At 41.5% G+C, this 16,439-nt stretch carries 26 protein-coding genes; 12 read left to right on the forward strand and 14 right to left on the reverse strand.

From position 1 onward, the window contains the following. Nucleotides 1-9: 9 nt before the first annotated feature. Nucleotides 10-651 (forward strand): SCO family protein, encoded by a 642-nt coding sequence (locus tag ACFSMW_RS01920; protein ID WP_390352533.1) that lies wholly within the window; start codon nt 10-12, stop codon nt 649-651. Next, nucleotides 639-1,196, forward strand: coding sequence for a hypothetical protein (locus ACFSMW_RS01925; RefSeq protein WP_390352535.1), 558 nt, complete (start codon nt 639-641; stop codon nt 1,194-1,196). Before ACFSMW_RS01920 ends, ACFSMW_RS01925 begins: the two co-directional genes overlap by 13 nt. Nucleotides 1,197-1,250: 54 nt before the next feature. Here the strand turns inward: ACFSMW_RS01925 and ACFSMW_RS01930 are convergent, their stop codons facing one another. From ACFSMW_RS01930 to ACFSMW_RS01960, 7 genes are all read right to left on the reverse strand, one after another. Further along, entirely contained in the window at nt 1,251-1,469 is a 219-nt protein-coding gene (locus ACFSMW_RS01930; protein ID WP_390352537.1) for a spore germination protein, read from the reverse strand. A gap of 84 nt (nt 1,470-1,553) precedes the next feature. Then, entirely contained in the window at nt 1,554-1,934 is a 381-nt protein-coding gene (locus ACFSMW_RS01935) for a spore germination protein GerPE (protein ID WP_390352539.1), read from the reverse strand. Next, nucleotides 1,924-2,187: a hypothetical protein gene (locus ACFSMW_RS01940; protein ID WP_390352541.1), complete on the reverse strand. Its 264-nt coding sequence runs from the start codon at nt 2,185-2,187 to the stop codon at nt 1,924-1,926. The genes ACFSMW_RS01935 and ACFSMW_RS01940 overlap by 11 nt, the downstream gene beginning before the upstream one ends. Beyond that, the gene (gene gerPC, locus ACFSMW_RS01945; protein ID WP_390352542.1) at nt 2,187-2,774 is read right to left on the reverse strand and encodes a spore germination protein GerPC; all 588 of its coding nucleotides are present in this window, start codon (nt 2,772-2,774) and stop codon (nt 2,187-2,189) included. The genes ACFSMW_RS01940 and gerPC overlap by 1 nt, the downstream gene beginning before the upstream one ends. Before the next feature lie 26 nt (nt 2,775-2,800). Next, nucleotides 2,801-3,016 carry a spore germination protein GerPB gene (locus ACFSMW_RS01950; RefSeq protein ID WP_390352544.1) on the reverse strand — a complete coding sequence of 72 codons (216 nt, stop codon included), beginning with the start codon at nt 3,014-3,016 and terminating at the stop codon, nt 2,801-2,803. A 4-nt stretch (nt 3,017-3,020) separates the two neighbouring features. Further along, nucleotides 3,021-3,239, reverse strand: coding sequence for a spore germination protein (locus tag ACFSMW_RS01955; protein ID WP_390352546.1), 219 nt, complete (start codon nt 3,237-3,239; stop codon nt 3,021-3,023). 106 nt (nt 3,240-3,345) lie between these two features. Then, the gene (locus tag ACFSMW_RS01960) at nt 3,346-4,542 is read right to left on the reverse strand and encodes an ornithine--oxo-acid transaminase (protein ID WP_390352547.1); all 1,197 of its coding nucleotides are present in this window, start codon (nt 4,540-4,542) and stop codon (nt 3,346-3,348) included. A 316-nt stretch (nt 4,543-4,858) separates the two neighbouring features. Here ACFSMW_RS01960 and ACFSMW_RS01965 point away from each other — a divergent pair, with 316 nt between their 5' ends. Both ACFSMW_RS01965 and ACFSMW_RS01970 read left to right on the forward strand, forming a co-directional pair. Next, nucleotides 4,859-5,230 carry a YisL family protein gene (locus ACFSMW_RS01965; protein ID WP_390352549.1) on the forward strand — a complete coding sequence of 124 codons (372 nt, stop codon included), beginning with the start codon at nt 4,859-4,861 and terminating at the stop codon, nt 5,228-5,230. A 256-nt stretch (nt 5,231-5,486) separates the two neighbouring features. Further along, nucleotides 5,487-6,992 carry an alpha-amylase family glycosyl hydrolase gene (locus ACFSMW_RS01970; RefSeq protein WP_390352551.1) on the forward strand — a complete coding sequence of 502 codons (1,506 nt, stop codon included), beginning with the start codon at nt 5,487-5,489 and terminating at the stop codon, nt 6,990-6,992. Between the two features lie 11 nt (nt 6,993-7,003). Here the strand turns inward: ACFSMW_RS01970 and yppF are convergent, their stop codons facing one another. Together yppF and ACFSMW_RS01980 are read right to left on the reverse strand one after the other, a co-directional pair. Further along, nucleotides 7,004-7,201, reverse strand: a complete 198-nt coding sequence (gene yppF, locus ACFSMW_RS01975; RefSeq protein ID WP_390352553.1) for a YppF family protein — start codon at nt 7,199-7,201, stop codon at nt 7,004-7,006. Between the two features lie 169 nt (nt 7,202-7,370). Further along, complete coding sequence (locus ACFSMW_RS01980; RefSeq protein ID WP_390352555.1) at nt 7,371-8,231, reverse strand: DegV family protein; 861 nt, start codon at nt 8,229-8,231, stop codon at nt 7,371-7,373. A 226-nt stretch (nt 8,232-8,457) separates the two neighbouring features. On the opposite strand from ACFSMW_RS01980, the gene ACFSMW_RS01985 reads away from it, so the two are divergent. Further along, nucleotides 8,458-9,300, forward strand: a complete 843-nt coding sequence (locus ACFSMW_RS01985; RefSeq protein WP_390352557.1) for a YitT family protein — start codon at nt 8,458-8,460, stop codon at nt 9,298-9,300. A 56-nt stretch (nt 9,301-9,356) separates the two neighbouring features. On the opposite strand, the gene ACFSMW_RS01990 is transcribed toward ACFSMW_RS01985, so the two are convergent. From ACFSMW_RS01990 to ACFSMW_RS02005, 4 genes are all read right to left on the reverse strand, one after another. Beyond that, a complete protein-coding gene (locus ACFSMW_RS01990; protein ID WP_390352559.1) occupies nt 9,357-9,620 on the reverse strand; it encodes a NifU N-terminal domain-containing protein in 264 nt (87 codons plus the stop codon). Between the two features lie 222 nt (nt 9,621-9,842). Further along, nucleotides 9,843-10,040 carry a DUF3813 family protein gene (locus ACFSMW_RS01995; protein ID WP_390352560.1) on the reverse strand — a complete coding sequence of 66 codons (198 nt, stop codon included), beginning with the start codon at nt 10,038-10,040 and terminating at the stop codon, nt 9,843-9,845. Next, nucleotides 10,041-10,190, reverse strand: a complete 150-nt coding sequence (locus ACFSMW_RS02000; protein ID WP_390352562.1) for a hypothetical protein — start codon at nt 10,188-10,190, stop codon at nt 10,041-10,043. 96 nt (nt 10,191-10,286) lie between these two features. After that, nucleotides 10,287-11,135, reverse strand: a complete 849-nt coding sequence (locus tag ACFSMW_RS02005; protein ID WP_390352565.1) for a Cof-type HAD-IIB family hydrolase — start codon at nt 11,133-11,135, stop codon at nt 10,287-10,289. 125 nt (nt 11,136-11,260) lie between these two features. On the opposite strand from ACFSMW_RS02005, the gene ACFSMW_RS02010 reads away from it, so the two are divergent. The 5 genes from ACFSMW_RS02010 to moaD all read left to right on the forward strand — a co-directional run bounded on the left by ACFSMW_RS02010 (nt 11,261) and on the right by moaD (nt 13,874). Next, nucleotides 11,261-12,028, forward strand: coding sequence for an alpha/beta fold hydrolase (locus ACFSMW_RS02010; protein ID WP_390352566.1), 768 nt, complete (start codon nt 11,261-11,263; stop codon nt 12,026-12,028). A gap of 80 nt (nt 12,029-12,108) precedes the next feature. Continuing rightward, nucleotides 12,109-12,420 (forward strand): metal-sulfur cluster assembly factor, encoded by a 312-nt coding sequence (locus ACFSMW_RS02015; protein WP_390352568.1) that lies wholly within the window; start codon nt 12,109-12,111, stop codon nt 12,418-12,420. Nucleotides 12,421-12,527: 107 nt separating this feature from the next. Further along, nucleotides 12,528-13,052, forward strand: coding sequence for a molybdopterin-guanine dinucleotide biosynthesis protein B (gene mobB / locus ACFSMW_RS02020; protein ID WP_390352570.1), 525 nt, complete (start codon nt 12,528-12,530; stop codon nt 13,050-13,052). A gap of 122 nt (nt 13,053-13,174) precedes the next feature. After that, nucleotides 13,175-13,648: a molybdenum cofactor biosynthesis protein MoaE gene (locus ACFSMW_RS02025; RefSeq protein ID WP_390352572.1), complete on the forward strand. Its 474-nt coding sequence runs from the start codon at nt 13,175-13,177 to the stop codon at nt 13,646-13,648. Further along, nucleotides 13,641-13,874: a molybdopterin converting factor subunit 1 gene (gene moaD, locus ACFSMW_RS02030; protein ID WP_390352574.1), complete on the forward strand. Its 234-nt coding sequence runs from the start codon at nt 13,641-13,643 to the stop codon at nt 13,872-13,874. Before ACFSMW_RS02025 ends, moaD begins: the two co-directional genes overlap by 8 nt. Nucleotides 13,875-14,021: 147 nt before the next feature. On the opposite strand, the gene ACFSMW_RS02035 is transcribed toward moaD, so the two are convergent. Continuing rightward, nucleotides 14,022-14,714, reverse strand: coding sequence for a Crp/Fnr family transcriptional regulator (locus ACFSMW_RS02035; protein ID WP_390352576.1), 693 nt, complete (start codon nt 14,712-14,714; stop codon nt 14,022-14,024). A gap of 183 nt (nt 14,715-14,897) precedes the next feature. Between ACFSMW_RS02035 and ACFSMW_RS02040 the strand changes: the two genes are divergently transcribed. Together ACFSMW_RS02040 and ACFSMW_RS02045 are read left to right on the forward strand one after the other, a co-directional pair. Next, nucleotides 14,898-15,143, forward strand: coding sequence for a DUF2249 domain-containing protein (locus ACFSMW_RS02040; protein ID WP_390352578.1), 246 nt, complete (start codon nt 14,898-14,900; stop codon nt 15,141-15,143). Nucleotides 15,144-15,264: 121 nt separating this feature from the next. After that, nucleotides 15,265-16,398 carry a TIGR04053 family radical SAM/SPASM domain-containing protein gene (locus ACFSMW_RS02045; RefSeq protein ID WP_390353883.1) on the forward strand — a complete coding sequence of 378 codons (1,134 nt, stop codon included), beginning with the start codon at nt 15,265-15,267 and terminating at the stop codon, nt 16,396-16,398. Nucleotides 16,399-16,439: the final 41 nt, after the last annotated feature.

Genomic DNA, 16,439 nt, shown 5'->3' on the forward strand with positions numbered 1-16,439 from the left:
GTGATTTTGATGAAAAAGAACCGTCTGGCAGCAATCACTACTGTTTTGCTATTTGGTTTCGGATTATTCTTCTTTTCAACTGATGGATTCCAATCATTCACTGCAGAAAATGCCCGCACGCAAAAGCTGATAAAAGAAAAACCAGCGTTTCCGGATGTCACCCTGCAAGATAGCAAGAACAGAACCTATGCATTTGATACATTTAAAGGGAAATATGTACTGATCACATTTATTTATACTGCTTGCACAGATGTCTGTCCAAAAATCGAGATGAACATGGCCGATGTTTATAAGCAGATCCCCAAAAAATACATGGGCAAGGACATCGTGTTTTTAAGCATCAGTTTTGATCCAGAAAGAGATAATCCGCAAACACTGGAAAAATACAGACATTCCTATGACAGCGATGGGGACACATGGCGAATGGCACGTATTACAAACAAGCAGGAGCTTGATAATTTGCTCGATGCATTCGGAGTTGTCGTCATCCCTGATGACAGTGGCAACTTCACGCATAACGCTGCTTTTTATCTGGTGGGTCCGGATGGGAAATTGGACCAGGTGATGGATTATCAAAAAACGGATGATGCTGCCCGCCAAATTAAACATATGTTGCGACAGAAGGGCGGGGAAGTGGCATGGAACAAGTAAAATACGGCATTATACTGTTTATGCTTTTGACAATTCCGCCAGTTGTACATTTGATGGAATCCATTATGATTATACACATGCATATGCAAATGCCAATGATCGTAGTTGCGGGATTTTTGATGGCTCCGTTCTTTCAGAAAAAGTTTCCTCATTTTTTCTCGAAGTGGAATCAAAGCGGTATCCCGGGGATTCTGCTATTTTCCATTATTATGCTTTACTGGATGCTGCCAATAACCATGGATGAAGCATTAACAGAATTAGGAATGGAAGTATTCAAGTTTTTCAGTCTGGCTTTTTTAGCGGGAGTTCCGCTCAGAGATAGTTGGAAAAAGATGACAGATATGGCTAAGAACGTATTGCTCAGTGTTTTTTTAGCTGTATTTTCTCTGATGGGGTTGCTATACCTTTTTGCCCCGGTACAGCTATGCAATAATTATTTACGAATCGAGCAGATTACATTAGGTTGGGGATTTGTTGCTACTGCTCTGTGTCTCTTGATTTACTTATTGCAGCTGTACTTTATAGACCCCTCAGAATATGAGTGATTAACCATGATGAAAAGACCATACCCTATTGCTTTCTAATAGCGGTACGGCCTTTTACGTATTTCCAGTAATTAGCTGGTCAAATAAATCTGGATCAACCGGATTGGTGGAACTGAGCCCGTTATTCGTATTGATGAAATCGCCGGTATTGAATGATCCGGAACCGGATGCGGTCTTATCAGTACTTTTCGGAGATGCATAAAATGTATCACCGAAATTCACGACACCGCCTCCAACACTGTTGATTTTGACTGGTCCTACAATTGCCGGCATCAAAACCCACCTTCTTAAACTGATCTCAATAATAAAATATGAAAAAAACTATAAACCGTGCAGCAATGGAAAAACTGTTACGTGCTACGAGTGGGCGAGGCGAATGTGCATGATCCTGGCCTCTGCAGCAGCATGGTTCAGGCTTCCAATCTGTACCATTGCGCTTTGTGAGATTTCCCTGATTCCGATATTGCCAACACAAATCTTGTCATGGCGAGCGAATGTCCTTTTATTAACCTGATTTTCAGACTGCATGTGTCTGGTTTTACGAAAAAACACCGGATAGTTGTTAAAATCCGCTTCGCGCTGTGGGAAAAATACGGCGGTGGGCTGCTGGACTGAAAGAGCTTTCGACTCAGCGGTGGCAAAGTTGGCATCGCCTATTTCAAAAATAGAGCTGAAGGCGACTGTAGTGACAAAGATGTCATCGACAGACGCCGTGCGTTTTATCATGCTATCTCCCATGGACTCCCGCTCCTGCACCAGCGGCTGCTCCCCCAGCAACTCCCGTGACTCCAGGCACTGTTACAGCTCCAGTTACACCAAGCGGAGACAACGGAACGATATGCTGTAATGGATAAGACTCTGGAGGGGTATCGAATAAGGAAGATAACTGAAAAGATTCATTATCACCAACTAAAAAGACAGAAGAGGTGGCCACCGCATTGACTTGAATATTACAAACATCTAAATACCAATTATGGACATCCATTTGCATTACCTATCATCTCCTTTATGTGGTTGCTGCTGCTGCAAATAGCTAGCAAGCGATTGATCAATTTCTTTTTTTAGGGCTTCCATGACGTGTTGGTGTATATCCTCTTCCTTTGCTACGCCATTTTTTCTGGCTTCTTCCGTATGATAAGAAATTCTGGCGGGTAATTGTTTTTCAATATCCTGCAGCATTAAGGCAGTGTATCCTTGGTCGACAGGATACTGATAATTTTCGGCCAGACTGCGGATGGTTTGCGGGCCGTTGCGATACAAATGATTACTGATTTCGGTTAGTGTTTTCTGCATGGCACCAGCGTTCTGCTGCTGTCCGTCATTTTGTTTCATTGCTTGTAAATTTTCGATGTCCTCCAAGTTTTCGGGAGAAAGGCCGATGTGTAATGTGCCATTCAAATTCTCGATTTTAAGCTGATCAAATTTATATTCTATTTTTTCCACGCCCTGTCCCGGGAGTGTTCCCAACGTGTTTTGCATGTCATTGATTTGTTGTTTCAATGCACGGATTTCATCACTTTGTTCCTGATGCATTCTGTACAAATCATGCAAATATTGGTCATAATGCTGCATATGCATGCTAATGCCTCCCTTAATAATGGATTTCATTTACCAATTGCGGCCAAAGGAACAATCGGCCCGGTTGTGGGTGGTTCCGTGTAGGGAATCTCTCCTGCTGGCTGCGTGAATCCTCCTGTGTTATATGATTCAGATAATGCCTGTATGCTACCGGTGCTTCCAATTTGCAGGACAGAAGAGTTGGTAATTGCTCCGACCTTGATACTATGGATATAAAAGGACTGATGTATAATCAGTTGCAAGTGATCACGTCCCTATAATGGTTTGATCGAATTTATCGTTATCATTGACATATGTGTGGGAATCTGAGAGCTGGATGTGGATGCCGCTTCCTGTATTAAAAGAGCCTCCGCCAGCATAAGTTTTGGCGCTGCTTTTTGGGGCCATGGCATATACATCACCAATATGGAAAATAGAAGAGGCTGAAACATTGATTACTTTGACTGCACCGACAATCGCTGGCATATCGAACCCTCCTTCTCACCAGTTTATGTGGGCGCTGCAAAATTGTTCGCAGAGTAAATGAAAAGCACCACAGCGAATGTTTACTGTGGTGCTTGCTATCTTTTATCTAATTTTTCAACACTTCTTTGATTTTTTCAAGCGCCCAATCCAGCTCTTCTTCTTCGATAATGAGCGGAGGGGCAAAACGAATCACATTTTCATGTGTTTCTTTACAGAGGAGCCCTCTTTCTTTTAAAGCCTCGCAGTATGGACGGGCGGAAGTAGTCAGTTCCACCCCGATGAATAACCCTTTGCCACGTACTTCCTTGATCTTCGGATTATTGATTTTTTTCAGTTCATCCATCATATAATTTCCGAGCTCCAAGGATCGTCCGGGAAGATTTTCATCAAGAATTACATCGAGCGAGGCGAGCGACACTGCGCTTGCCAGGGGATTCCCTCCAAAAGTGGAGCCGTGTGACCCTGGATTGAAAACTCCCAGGACCCCTTTGTTTGCAACAATGCAGGAAATCGGCATCACTCCTCCGCCAAGTGCTTTCCCAAGGATGATCACATCGGGGGTGACTTTTTCCCAGTCACATGCAAATAATTTCCCGCTGCGTCCGAGACCGGCTTGGATTTCATCGGCAATATAGAGCACTTTATTTTGCTTACACACCTCATATGCTTCTTTTAGAAATCCTTCTGGAGGGATATTGATACCAGCTTCGCCTTGGATCGGTTCAAACAGAAAAGCGGCTGTATTTTCATTGATGGCGGCTTTCAATGCTTCCACGTCGCCAAAGGGAATTAGTTTGATGCCTGGTAACAGTGGATCGAAACCACGTTTGTATTCTTCCTCGGAGGAAAGGGATACAGCGGTCATAGTTCGTCCATGGAAGTTGCCCTCACATGCAATGATTTCCGCTTTTCCTGCTTCCACACCTTTGACATCATACGCCCACCGTCTGGCCGCCTTAAATGCGGTTTCGACTGCTTCGGCACCGGTATTCATTGGAAGTGCCATATCCTTATTGGTGAGCTTGCAGATTTTTTCATACCAGAAGCCAAGCTGGTCATTATGGAAAGCGCGTGATGTCAGCGTGACCTTTTCAGCCTGTTGTTTCAGCGCTTCGATAATCCGGGGATGACGATGACCCTGATTGACTGCAGAATAGGCACTCAACATATCCATATATCGATTGCCTTCCGGGTCTTCCACCCATACTCCTTCAGCGCGGGAAATGACTACTGGAAGCGGATGGTAATTTTTCGCGCCATACTCTTCGGTTTGTTCAATGATATCTTCACTCGTTATTGCCATATTATCCCTCCAGATGGAAAAATTGGTGAATTTCAAACAATCACAAGGTTAGTATAACAAGAAAAGGGACGAACTTGAAATATTCTTCATCGTATCACTTGAATTCCCAGTTTGTTTTTCACTTTTTTGGATAATTGCCATTACACATTTCAAATGTATAGTGCTTTCGCTTTATAAAAAAGCAGCAATTGGATGTAGAATCTGTTAAAATTCCACTAAACATTCTGGGAAAAAACCTGTTGAATGAAGTTTCACTTTATGCTTTGTCCATGGTATGATAGGTAGGAAATGCCATTTCTAATTGAGGTGAAAAAATATGACTACCCATTTGCACATAACTGCATGGGCACTAGCTTTGATTTTGTTTCTCATCATTCTGATTATGGGCAAGGGAAAAGGCGCGAAAATCCTGCAAATGATTTTGCGGTTGGACTACCTGCTAATATTGTATTCTGGCGGTGCATTGCTTTCGTGGTACTTTAAAAATGTGTCTGGAGCCATTTTGGGGGAAGCGATAGTCAAGGGTTTGGCAGGACTTTGGGTCATTATCGCACTTGAGATGATCAGTGTGAAAAAAACAAAGGGCAAACCGGCAAAGAGCTGGTGGATTCAGTTGATTATTGCATTGATTATTACATTGATTCTCGGTTTTGGCCGCTTGCCGCTCGGACTGCATTTTATGTCTTGATATGTGTGAAAAGGCTGTTCCATTCAGGTGGAATAGCTTTTTCTTGTTTTAGAGGAATACGACAAGGTTGCTAATCATTATGAAAATTTTTTGTTTGCGACACAAACGATTAACGCAATAAGGAATTCCGTCAGCGAGATGCGGACCATTTTTAAAAGTATGTCGTATTTCCAACAATTTTCATCATAAGATTGACTGGTGTTCCCAACAGTCGATAATGGTAAAAGGACACTATTGTTTTGGAGGATATGGAAAGATGAAAAAATCATTAGTAATGCTTTTTATATTGGCTTGTACATTTTATATGATCCCTTCAGCTGTTTCTGCGGCCCCAAGTGCCAAGGCATATGAAGAAAATATATATGATATCCTTGTCGATCGTTTTAATAATGGTGGACAGGTGCTATCTGAACAAGTCGATTTAAAAGATCCGAAAGCTTATCATGGTGGAGATTTAAAGGGGATCATCGAGAAGCTGGATGATTTGCAGTCTTTGGGATTCACGATGCTCAGTCTGTCACCGATCATGGCAAATGCTCCTGGAGCATATGAAGGTTATCAGCCGGTGGATTTTAAAAAGCTGGAAAAACAATTCGGTTCAATGAATGACTTGAAAAAGCTTGTAAAAGAAGCGCATAAACGTAAAATGAAAATCATGCTGGAATTCCCGCCAAGTTATGTATCAAAAGAAAGTAACCTATACAAATCCCCTGATAAACAGGATTGGTTCAAAGGCGGTACAAGTTCCAGCACTATCAAGAAAGCCCCGTGGCTTGAGAATACTGTGGTAATAAATCAGGATAATCCTGACGCGGCAGCATATTTAATGGCATCAGCCGATTTCTGGATTGACCAGGCTGGTATAGATGGCTTGAAAATAGTTGCTGCCGATCAAGCCTCTCACCGGTTTTTACATGCCTTTACCGATCATGTAAAACAAACAAAGCCTGGGTTAATTTTAGCGGCGTCTACATTATCCGGGCATGATGCAAAGCTGATCAGGGATCAACAATTCGATCTGGTTGAAAATGACACTGTCCATCAAGCTGTCGCAAATACATTTTTGAAACCGGACCAGCCAGTGAGCAGGATTTATGATACTTGGGAAAAATCCCAGAATAAAGGCGGGCTGGTTTTTGTTGACGATAAATTCAGTAAACGTTACACAGAAGCTTTTGCGGAGAATGGCCGGAACACGATGACGGTATGGAAATTGGCTTTGACTTATTTATACACGGCCCCAGGGGTACCAATCATATACCAGGGCACAGAAATCCCGATGCTGGGAAAAGATTACCCGGACAATCAGCATCTTGTCGATTTCAATGCCGGGGATTCGGATATGAAAGAATTTTTCACTCGGATTTCCTCCTTGCGATCACAATTTCCCGCTTTACGTCATGGCGATTTTTCAATGGTGGGCTCTGATAATGGAATGAGTGTCTTTAAACGGACATACAAAGATGAAACGGTTTATATTGCGATTAATAATGACAGCGAGTCAAGGGCCGTCACTATAGACGGCGAAGATTCCGGTGGACGTTTGCGTGGGCTGCTGGGTGACAATCTTGTAGGTGAAAAAAATGACCAATACAAAATCGGACTGGCCAGAGAAACTGCTGAAGTTTATGTTATCGAATCCGATAAAGGACTGAATTGGGGATTCATTCTGCCCATAGTCATCATTTTTTTGGCCTTTTTATTTGCAGTGATCGTGCTGAGCATGAAACAGAAAAAGCACAAAGAAGAAGAGGGTGCTTGATTAATCTGGAGCTATGACATGTATTGCGAATAATCATGAGAAGAGACGGCACCTCGTCCGGTCAAAAAACCTAATATTGTTTTATATTCATAGATATCCATTTTTCCTGATACGTATTTACACTGGTAAAAATCGAGAAGCATGTGGATGGTATCTGGCGTTTGTTCCTTTTCAGTGACATAGACGGAAATGAGCTTATTCATTTGCATATAGACATTCTCCTTCAGCTGTTTAGGTTCAATAGTAAATATATGTGGGAATCGCCCGAGACATGCCCTATATATTTTCTGAAGGAAAGGGAAGGGACTTGGAGAAAAAAGGCCGTCCTTTCGTCCTGGACGGCCTTTTTAACAAACGGAGAATCTAATTCCAATAAAATTATTGATACGTATCATTTAAAAAAAACAACGCCAATGTACCAGGCCCGGAATGGGAGCCTATTGCAGAACCGACCATTTCAATGATGATTTCCTTGCATCCGGTAGTTTCCTGAACCATTTCTGCGAGTTGCTGTGCCCGAGGTAAGTCATCACCGTGGCTAATGCCGATCACCTGGTTTTTTAGATCAACACCGCGCTGTTGCATGATTTGGATCATACGCCCAAGTACTTTTTTTGAACCACGGATTTTTTCAAGTGGAATCAGTTTTCCATTATCGACGTGCAGTATGGGTTTAATTTTCAATAAGGAACCAACAAAGGCGGCTGTTTTGCTGACCCGACCGCCGCGATAGAGATATTCCAGGTCGTCCACTGTGAAAATATGCTCCATATGCTTGGCATGATAGGCAGCCATGTCGATAATTTCCTGGACTGTTGCACCGTCTTTAGCCATTTTTGCTATTCTTAAAACGACGAGGCCGTAGCCAATGGAAGCGCATTTGCTGTCAATCACATGCAAATCTGCATCTGGATAGATTTCTTTCACTTCATTTTCCATCATTTTCGCAGTTTGATATGTACCGGAAAGCTCCGAAGAAAAGGCAATGTAGACCAAACTTTGTTTTTTCTCTGCATAAGACGTGAAGATATCTTTGAAAGATTGCGGTGAAACCTGCGATGTTTTAGGTTTTTTTCCGTTTCTCATGGCATCATATACTGATTTCGGAGTGATATTTTTACCGTCCATGAATACTTCTCCATCTAATTCAACTGTCAGTGAAGCAATTTCAATGTCATATTGCTGATATTGCTTATCAGCTAAATCACTGGCTGAGTCAGCCATAATTTTAACGTTCATTTTTTCACCTTCATTTACCATGTTTATATTTATTAATTTAAGTTTATAGCTATATAGAAATATAGTCAAAACAATTGAGCAAGTAAGGCGAAATGTTGTAGTATTACAGCTTGGGTGTTTATTTTGGCAGCGAAAAAATAAAAATCCTTGTTGCATTTGTGCGAAAAATGCACTTAAATTAAGCTTGGCGATTGCCAGGTGTTTCTATTTTTTTGGAGGTGAAGCGATGTTCTTCATGGAAACCAAAAGGTTTATCATCGTGGTATTGGGGGCTTTATTGAATGCCGTTTCATTAAATTTATTCCTGATTGGCGCGAATGTATATGCTAGTGGATTCGCTGGGGCAGCTCAGCTTGTTTCCAGCATATTCACCGATTTTTTTGGAATCGGAGTCAGTACTGGTGTGCTTTTGCTTTTATTCAATATTCCGGTTGCTATTATTGGCTGGCTGAAAGTCGGTAAAGGTTTTACCATTTACAGTATAGTTTCGGTCATTTGTACAACTGTGTTCTTGTCCATCATACCGATTTACAGTGTTTCAAACGATATTATCCTCAATGCTGTATTTGGGGGGCTTATCGGTGGAGCTGGTGTAGGTCTCACATTGAAATGGGGAGCATCTACCGGAGGAATGGATATTGTGGCAATGATTTTATCCAGAAAATCTGATAAACCTTTAGGTATATACTTTTTATCGCTTAATGCCGTCATTACGGCGATGGCAGGAATTCTTTATGAACCCGAGAATGCGTTATATACACTGGTAGCTCTTTATGTTTCTACCCGTCTCATTGATGCCATCCATACAAGACATGAAAAAGTGACTGCGATGATCATTACAAAGAAAGCAGCAGAGCTGCAAAAAGCGATTCATTACCGCATGGTACGCGGGATCACTATATTGCCCGCAAAAGGTGCATATTCCAATGAGGATAAAAGTATGCTTTATTTGGTCATCACCAGGTATGAATTATATGATCTGGAAAAGGTGATCAATGATGTGGATCCCCATGCATTTACGAATATTGTACAGACTGCAGGTATTTTCGGCTTTTTCAGGAAAAGCTAGTCAAAAAAGCGCCGCCATCCTTTTTACAAGATAGCGGCGCTTCTTTTGGGTATGTATCAAAGACCATGTTTTTCAAAAACTTCTTTTACTTTCGGTGTAAGCTCGTCCCATTCCACATCAAATTCTTTATTGACTGTGATAAAGTTTTGATAGCCGAATACATTTGCTACCCCATCCACGTTCATTAAGTCATTCATAATATCGTGTTCGCTTTCCTCACCCGGCATAACAGATATACTGTTCGTCCCTTCGAAAATCAGTGAATCTGTAGTGAATTTCAATGCATTAGGGTTTGGTGTTGCTTCTGCACGTACACTCATTTTAAATCCTCCATTCCAAACTTTACATGCTTATACCTATATTAGCAGATAAAGACATGTTAAAAAAGGGGAAAGAACCAACTTGGATATGTCTTCGTTAGAAAGGGGATAATCCCCCGCCAAAAGTAACACGGGGGATTATCAAATCCTGCTTGAAGCAACTCTTTGTCATTTTTGAAATGAATTAGCAATTGCCATCACAGTTATGAAAAGATATTTGTCCTAGCTGAAGTTCTCTTCTTGCAAGTGTTGCTCCAATTGCTGTAATTGCTGCTTTTCTTCAGGCGTGCAATCCTGATAAGCGGCTTGAATGGCTTGTTGTACTGCTTGTTTTTCTTGTTGGTCCGAGCCTCTATCTCCTTGCATGTTCGTGAAATTCATGACAGCATCTTTTGCTTGCTGGAATAGGTTGTTTTCCATTTAAAACCCTCCTACAGTTTGGTCTTCAGCTTCCTCTTGTTTACGTTCCGCTTCGGTGAAAGTTGAACGATAAGGAAAACGTTCAGCGTGCTTTTTCACTGCGTCTGAACCATGTTGAACGAATCGCTTGGATTTGCTGTTTTTTCCCATCGGAGATTCCTCCCAACAAAAAAGTGAACGTGTTGATACGCTCACTCCTAGTATGTGACAGCTCAGTTGTTTTATCGCTGGTCATTTCTCCCAATATCATTCCGTTATGGAGATAGATGCAGCAGCATCTAACTTTAGATAATCTGTCAGAAAATTACCGATGCCGTCTTTTTCATTTGTATCGGTCACGACATTGGCGATCGATTTCAATTCGTCAATCGCGTTCCCCATCGCCACGCCAACCCCGGCATAATCAATCATTTCCAGATCGTTATCTTCATCCCCAAATGCAATAATACGTTCTTTCGGGATATGATAGTAATAAGCGATTTTATCGACCCCAACCGCTTTATTAATTCCTTTTTTTACAATCTCGATAATATTCCACGGTGCACCCCATTTGCGGTGTTCAATCACTTCTGCATGATGGTCGTCCAGATTTTGCCGAAGATCGTCGATATAATCCGGGTGAGGATGGATCAGCAGGGAAGTCGGATCAGTATCCAGTTTGTTTTTGAGATTGCCGATAGTGTATGGCACATCGTCAGAAGTCTGGCTGAAAATATCAAGGATTTCCTGATCGTATTTATCCAAATAGACACTATCTTGCACTTCAGCGAGAATATTTTTTGCGTGCATGTTGTAGCAAGCTTCGACAATGCTCAATGCAGTACGCTTTGGCATCGGATTATGCAGTACATCCCACTTTTTATCATACGGATGATGGATAAGTGCGCCGTTGAAATTGACCATGGGTGTATCGAGTTTAAGCTCATGGTAGTATTGAATGCTGGCACGGTGCGGTCTTCCTGTTGAAATGATAACAATATGTCCTTGCTGCACCGCCTTGGCAAGTACTTGTTTGGTTTTGGTACTAATCTTTTTGTTATCGTTTAATAACGTTCCATCTAAATCAAGTGCAATCAAATGTTTTTTACTGTTCATACATTTCACCTCATTGACACAAGTTTATAAACAATTTACTAATAAGTAAAGGAGAAAATGCTTTTCAGTATTTTAAAAAGGTATTATCATGATGTTACACGTATCTTATGGGAGGAACCTTTGACATGATTGGGATTAATCCATTAGCAATAGCATCCATACCGGCTTTGGAAGTTGTCGATATAGATAAAAAAGATATTGCACTTCCGGTCGTTACATATTTTCACGGCTTTACAAGTGCTAAAGAACATAATTTGCCGTTGGCTTATTTACTAGCCGAAAAAGGGTTTCGTGTCATGCTTCCGGACAGTAAATGGCATGGACAGCGGGAGAATGGCGCGTCAACCCTGAAAAAACAGCTGTCATTTTTTGAAATTGTGCTGCAAAACGTTGCTGATTTGGAGACGATTAAGAACTACCTGCAGAAAAATCAGCTAATGAAGGGAGATAATTTTGGGATCGCCGGGACCAGCATGGGCGGTATCACCACCTGTGCTGCATTGACGAAATATCCATGGATTAAGGCGGCTGCGTGTCTGATGGGCTCACCGAAGCTGTCGGCATATGCGGAAGACTTGATTGCCGAAGTTGGAAAAAATATGCCGTTGCCAATTTCTGATGCAGAAATCAGAGGAATTTTAGTGGAACTATCCAAAATCGATTTATCTAAACAACCGGAAAAACTGCAGGATAGACCACTTCTGTTCTGGCACGGAGATGCCGATCCGGTCGTGCCGTTTAACCATTCGTCAGGTTTTTATAAGGAAGTGAGCATGCAGTATGGTGACCAGGAGAAAATCCATTTTATAAAGGAAGAAAAACGCGGACACAAGGTCAGCCGATTCGCCATATTGGAAACGGTGGACTGGTTTGTCACGCACTTACAAAGTTGAACTGTGATTTATATCATTGGAAAATAGACATAAATATGTTTAAATAATGATAGCTGGAAAAAAAGGAGGGCAATCATATAATGGAAGAAGCATTACAGGAAAATATTATTGGTGCTTTGGAAAATGTCATCGACCCTGAATTGGGAATCGATATTGTGAATCTCGGATTGATCTATCATGTCGATTTGGATGATAATGGTGTATGCAAAGTGACTATGACACTAACAGCAATGGGTTGTCCGCTTAGTGCACACATTGAGGCAGACATTAAACGCGCCTTGGCAGATATTCCCGAAATCAAAGAAGTGGATGTCGAAATTGTCTGGAGTCCGCCTTGGGGCAAAGATAAAATGTCACGTTATGCGAAAATCGCATTGGGTATACCTGACTGATTTTAAATTGCAACTATTTCTAGGGGGTTCATGATTGAACGCCCTTTTCATGTAAGAAGAAATAAACAAGCACGTAGGTTTTGAAAGAGGAGGGGAGAGAGTCCCGCATGCGGCAGGAATCTTTTTTAGTGATACAGGTTGTCGGGTATAAAAATGCTGGTAAAACGACATTAATTTCTGAGTTGATCAGCTGTTTGACTGCGCGGAATTATCGGGTGGCAACTTTGAAACACCATGGGCACGAGAGCAGCCTGCAAACAGTAGGAAATACCGACAGTACAAAGCACCACCAAGCAGGTGCTTTCATGGCCGGAGTGCGCTCTTCCTCTGAATTCCTGATGCATATCGATGGTGCGCAACCTTTGACAATGAAACAAATAATGACTATCTACGCCATGATGGATATTGATATTTTGCTGCTGGAAGGGTTCAAACAAGCAGAGTATCCAAAAATTGTTCTTCTGCGTGAGGAAACAGACAAAACATTATTGCAGCTCTCGAACATTATCGCAATTGGTGCCAAGAGAGATAACTTATTGCAAAATACCATATATGAGACGTTTTCGCTGAATGATCTGGACAAAGCAGTGCCACGACTTGCAGATTTATGTCTGGCAAATAAAGAAATCTGATATGTTCTTATACAATAAAATCTTTTTCCTGCATGCGGGGAATGTAAAGCACGGAGAGTAGGAGAACACAGGAGTTCTGAGCATCTGTTTTCAACGAAGGGGCTTTTCAGAAAGGGGAAACAATGAAAAAGAAATTCTGGCTGACGACTGAACCCATCACGATAAATGATGTGTATGAAAAAGTCGTCCGACCCGAGGCAGGGGCGGTTGCTACCTTTATAGGAACTGTCCGCGAATTTACAAAAGGAAAGCGAACACTCTTTTTAGAGTATCAGGCATATGTACCTATGGCTGAAAAAAAGCTTGCCCAAATCGGAGATGAGATTGCTGCAAAATGGGAAGATACACAAACAGCGATTGTCCATCGGACAGGAAAGCTTGCAATTAGTGACATTGCCGTAGCTATTGCTGTATCGACACCGCATCGTAAGGATGCTTTTGAGGCCAGCAGATATGCGATTGAACGAATAAAAGAAATAGTACCAATATGGAAAAAGGAAAATTGGGAAGACGGGACAAAATGGATCGGTGACCAAAAGGAAAAGGTTTCTTATGCCGATGAATTGCCTTCAAAGGAGGAAATGGAAAATGATTGAGGTTCTGTTTTTTGCTGAACTCCAAGAGGAGATAGGCAATAATAAAATATGGATGGAAGCAGCGGGTATGACTATTGCCGATCTCAAAAAACGATGCTTGGACAGATATAAGCTAACACAACTGGATCATGCTATGATTGCTTTGAACGAGGAGTATGCAACGGACGATATGTTGCTTGCCAATGGCGATACTGTCGCATTCATCCCTCCTGTAAGCGGGGGCTGAACAAAATAACGCCAAAGAAAAGGGGCTGTTTTGGAAACAGCCTTTTTGAAGCAGTGAAGCAAATTTTTTCTTCATAGAGATAAACTATTCGACTGACCTATAGTGATTGCCGGTTTTCGATATGTTGAAAAGAATATACTTCCGTTTTCAAATGATTTCCTCGTGCAGTTTATGAAAATCAATCACGATTTTATCTTGTCCAGTGCTAAGGACCATATTTTTTTTCTTAAGCTGGGTTAGTGTGCGGCTAACTGTTTCACGACTGGAACCGATCATGCTTGCTAGTTCCCGATTGGTAAATTGCGTCGTGAGCTGATAGATACCATCTTTTTTTTCCACGCCATGGCTTTTGCATAGACGCAATAGCAGTTTGATGATTTGTTCATACGTATTATCCAGTATTTTTTCCTCCAGCCTGGATTGTAAATCAACAATAAGATCGCCAAGCACACGGAATAACTTCACGCAAATCTCCGGATGAGTAATCAAAAAATCCTCGAATTGTGCAATCGGAATATAAATTAATACAGCATTTTCAGCAACTTCAGCATGTGCGGGATAATTGTCTTTACGAAAAAATCCTTGATGCGGAAACATATCTCCAGGCTGTAAAATATTTACGATTTGCTCCTTGCCATGAAAATCTGTTTTATAAATTTTTATTTTTCCCTCATAGATAAAGTATACGTTTGTTAGCGGATCATCTTGCATGAATATATGGGATCCCTTGCGGAAAGGCCGGTTTTTAGCCAAATCGACTATCGGTTCCATTTCAAAATCTGTTAAATCCTTAAAAATCATGAACCGATGCAAAAGATCTTTTATCGTTTCTTTCTTCAATTTTCAAAGCCACCTTTCTTCAGCTATGTCCTTAATGATATTCTACCATGTTTGTTTTCTATCGAATCAATCTTTTATGGCGAAAAAGTGGAAATGTGATATAAGTCATCACTATTTGATGTCAGTGCTCACAGCCGCAGAGAAAAAAGTGTTATATATTGGTGCCATAAGGAGGTTATAACAATGTACGAGAAGGGTGATTTTTCAGTCAGGATTTTTGCTCCTGCCATCGAGTCAAGCGTTCGCCACGAAAAAATATTCGCTGCATTTGATTTGCTGCGTCCTGGTCAGGTGCTGGAGCTCACTAATGATCATAATCCCAAGCCATTGCAATACCAATTTGCAATGGAGAGAGAGGGTCAATTCTCATGGGAGTATTTGCAGAGAGGCCCAGAAACTTGGCGTGTAGCAATTGGTAAGGAAAAATGATTATTTTTATGTTTGTATCAAGAGTATAACAGGTTTCTTAGGATGCTCATAAGTGCAACGAACGTATTCACTATTGTTTGGCAAAAATCATGCTTTCAATGATGAAAAGGCTGTGAAACAAATGAAAGAACGGGATTACAATCGAAATCCGTTTATTGTGATTTGGGAATTGACTAGAGCTTGTCAATTGAAATGTTTGCATTGCCGCGCTGAGGCTCAGTATCATCGGCACCCATTAGAACTGACTTTTTCAGAGGGAAAAAAACTGATTGATGATATCTATGCAATGGATAATCCAATGTTGGTATTCACTGGAGGAGACCCATTGGAACGAACAGATGTGTTTGATATTGCAGCATACGCGGTGAAAAAAGGTGTGCGTGTTTCCATGACGCCATCCGCCACACCGAATGTGACAAAAGAAGCAATGGAAAAGGCAAGAGATGTCGGTCTGGCAAGATGGGCATTCAGTATCGATGGACATTGCGCAGAAATCCATGATCATTTTCGTGGAACAAAAGGATCCTTTGACTTGACGATGGACAGGATCGCATATCTGCATGAACTTGGCATGCCTTTGCAAATCAATACAGTCATCTCCAGATATAATTACCATTATTTGGATGAGATGGCAGGTATGGTAGAAAAGCTCAAATGTGTACTTTGGAGTGTATTTTTTCTCGTTCCGACGGGGCGTGGAAAACAAGAGGATATGATTTCACCTGTTGAACATGAGAAAGTGTTCATATGGCTGAACAAACTGGCCAAACGTGTGCCATTCGATATAAAGACGACTGCTGCGCAGCATTATCGCAGGGTTGTTATCCAAAGTAAGATACGTGAACATAAATCTCTGAGCGGTAGAAATGATATCTTTTATGAAGATGCATTAAGAATGGGGAAGACAGGCTGGATTGATGGACTAGGCAGAGCACCTCAAGGGGTGAACGATGGCAATGGTTTTGTTTTTATTTCCCATACTGGCGATGTATTCCCAAGCGGTTTATTGCCAATCAAAGCGGGAAATGTCCGGCAAACACCATTAGCAGAGATTTACAGGGAGTCGGAGATATTTCGTAATTTACGCAATCCTAATAAATATAAAGGGAAATGTGGTATATGTGAATTCCGCCATGTATGCGGCGGATCAAGGTCAAGGGCATTCCACGCAACGGGCGACTATATGGAAAGTGAACCCTACTGTGTTTATATTCCAAGAGCCATGCGTGAACGTAAAAAAAAGATAGATTTCTGATTGCAGATGAGCTGGATCGTATTTCAGCAATTTTAAAAAGC

Source organism: Tigheibacillus halophilus (assembly GCF_042683165.1).
In the GTDB taxonomy this organism is placed as follows: Bacteria; Bacillota; Bacilli; order Bacillales; family Amphibacillaceae; genus Tigheibacillus; species Tigheibacillus halophilus.

Coding starts and splice junctions, on each gene's coding strand:
- ACFSMW_RS01920 (WP_390352533.1), top strand. CDS start 10: ATGAAAAAGAACCGTCTGGCAGCAATCACTACTGTTTTGCTATTTGGT.
- ACFSMW_RS01925 (WP_390352535.1), top strand. CDS start 639: ATGGAACAAGTAAAATACGGCATTATACTGTTTATGCTTTTGACAATT.
- ACFSMW_RS01930 (WP_390352537.1), bottom strand. CDS start 1,469: ATGCCGGCAATTGTAGGACCAGTCAAAATCAACAGTGTTGGAGGCGGT.
- ACFSMW_RS01935 (WP_390352539.1), bottom strand. CDS start 1,934: ATGGGAGATAGCATGATAAAACGCACGGCGTCTGTCGATGACATCTTT.
- ACFSMW_RS01940 (WP_390352541.1), bottom strand. CDS start 2,187: ATGCAAATGGATGTCCATAATTGGTATTTAGATGTTTGTAATATTCAA.
- gerPC (WP_390352542.1), bottom strand. CDS start 2,774: ATGCATATGCAGCATTATGACCAATATTTGCATGATTTGTACAGAATG.
- ACFSMW_RS01955 (WP_390352546.1), bottom strand. CDS start 3,239: ATGCCAGCGATTGTCGGTGCAGTCAAAGTAATCAATGTTTCAGCCTCT.
- ACFSMW_RS01960 (WP_390352547.1), bottom strand. CDS start 4,542: ATGGCAATAACGAGTGAAGATATCATTGAACAAACCGAAGAGTATGGC.
- ACFSMW_RS01965 (WP_390352549.1), top strand. CDS start 4,859: ATGACTACCCATTTGCACATAACTGCATGGGCACTAGCTTTGATTTTG.
- ACFSMW_RS01970 (WP_390352551.1), top strand. CDS start 5,487: ATGAAAAAATCATTAGTAATGCTTTTTATATTGGCTTGTACATTTTAT.
- yppF (WP_390352553.1), bottom strand. CDS start 7,201: ATGCAAATGAATAAGCTCATTTCCGTCTATGTCACTGAAAAGGAACAA.
- ACFSMW_RS01980 (WP_390352555.1), bottom strand. CDS start 8,231: ATGAACGTTAAAATTATGGCTGACTCAGCCAGTGATTTAGCTGATAAG.
- ACFSMW_RS01985 (WP_390352557.1), top strand. CDS start 8,458: ATGTTCTTCATGGAAACCAAAAGGTTTATCATCGTGGTATTGGGGGCT.
- ACFSMW_RS01990 (WP_390352559.1), bottom strand. CDS start 9,620: ATGAGTGTACGTGCAGAAGCAACACCAAACCCTAATGCATTGAAATTC.
- ACFSMW_RS01995 (WP_390352560.1), bottom strand. CDS start 10,040: ATGGAAAACAACCTATTCCAGCAAGCAAAAGATGCTGTCATGAATTTC.
- ACFSMW_RS02000 (WP_390352562.1), bottom strand. CDS start 10,190: ATGGGAAAAAACAGCAAATCCAAGCGATTCGTTCAACATGGTTCAGAC.
- ACFSMW_RS02005 (WP_390352565.1), bottom strand. CDS start 11,135: ATGAACAGTAAAAAACATTTGATTGCACTTGATTTAGATGGAACGTTA.
- ACFSMW_RS02010 (WP_390352566.1), top strand. CDS start 11,261: ATGATTGGGATTAATCCATTAGCAATAGCATCCATACCGGCTTTGGAA.
- ACFSMW_RS02015 (WP_390352568.1), top strand. CDS start 12,109: ATGGAAGAAGCATTACAGGAAAATATTATTGGTGCTTTGGAAAATGTC.
- mobB (WP_390352570.1), top strand. CDS start 12,528: ATGCGGCAGGAATCTTTTTTAGTGATACAGGTTGTCGGGTATAAAAAT.
- ACFSMW_RS02025 (WP_390352572.1), top strand. CDS start 13,175: ATGAAAAAGAAATTCTGGCTGACGACTGAACCCATCACGATAAATGAT.
- moaD (WP_390352574.1), top strand. CDS start 13,641: ATGATTGAGGTTCTGTTTTTTGCTGAACTCCAAGAGGAGATAGGCAAT.
- ACFSMW_RS02040 (WP_390352578.1), top strand. CDS start 14,898: ATGTACGAGAAGGGTGATTTTTCAGTCAGGATTTTTGCTCCTGCCATC.
- ACFSMW_RS02045 (WP_390353883.1), top strand. CDS start 15,265: ATGAAAGAACGGGATTACAATCGAAATCCGTTTATTGTGATTTGGGAA.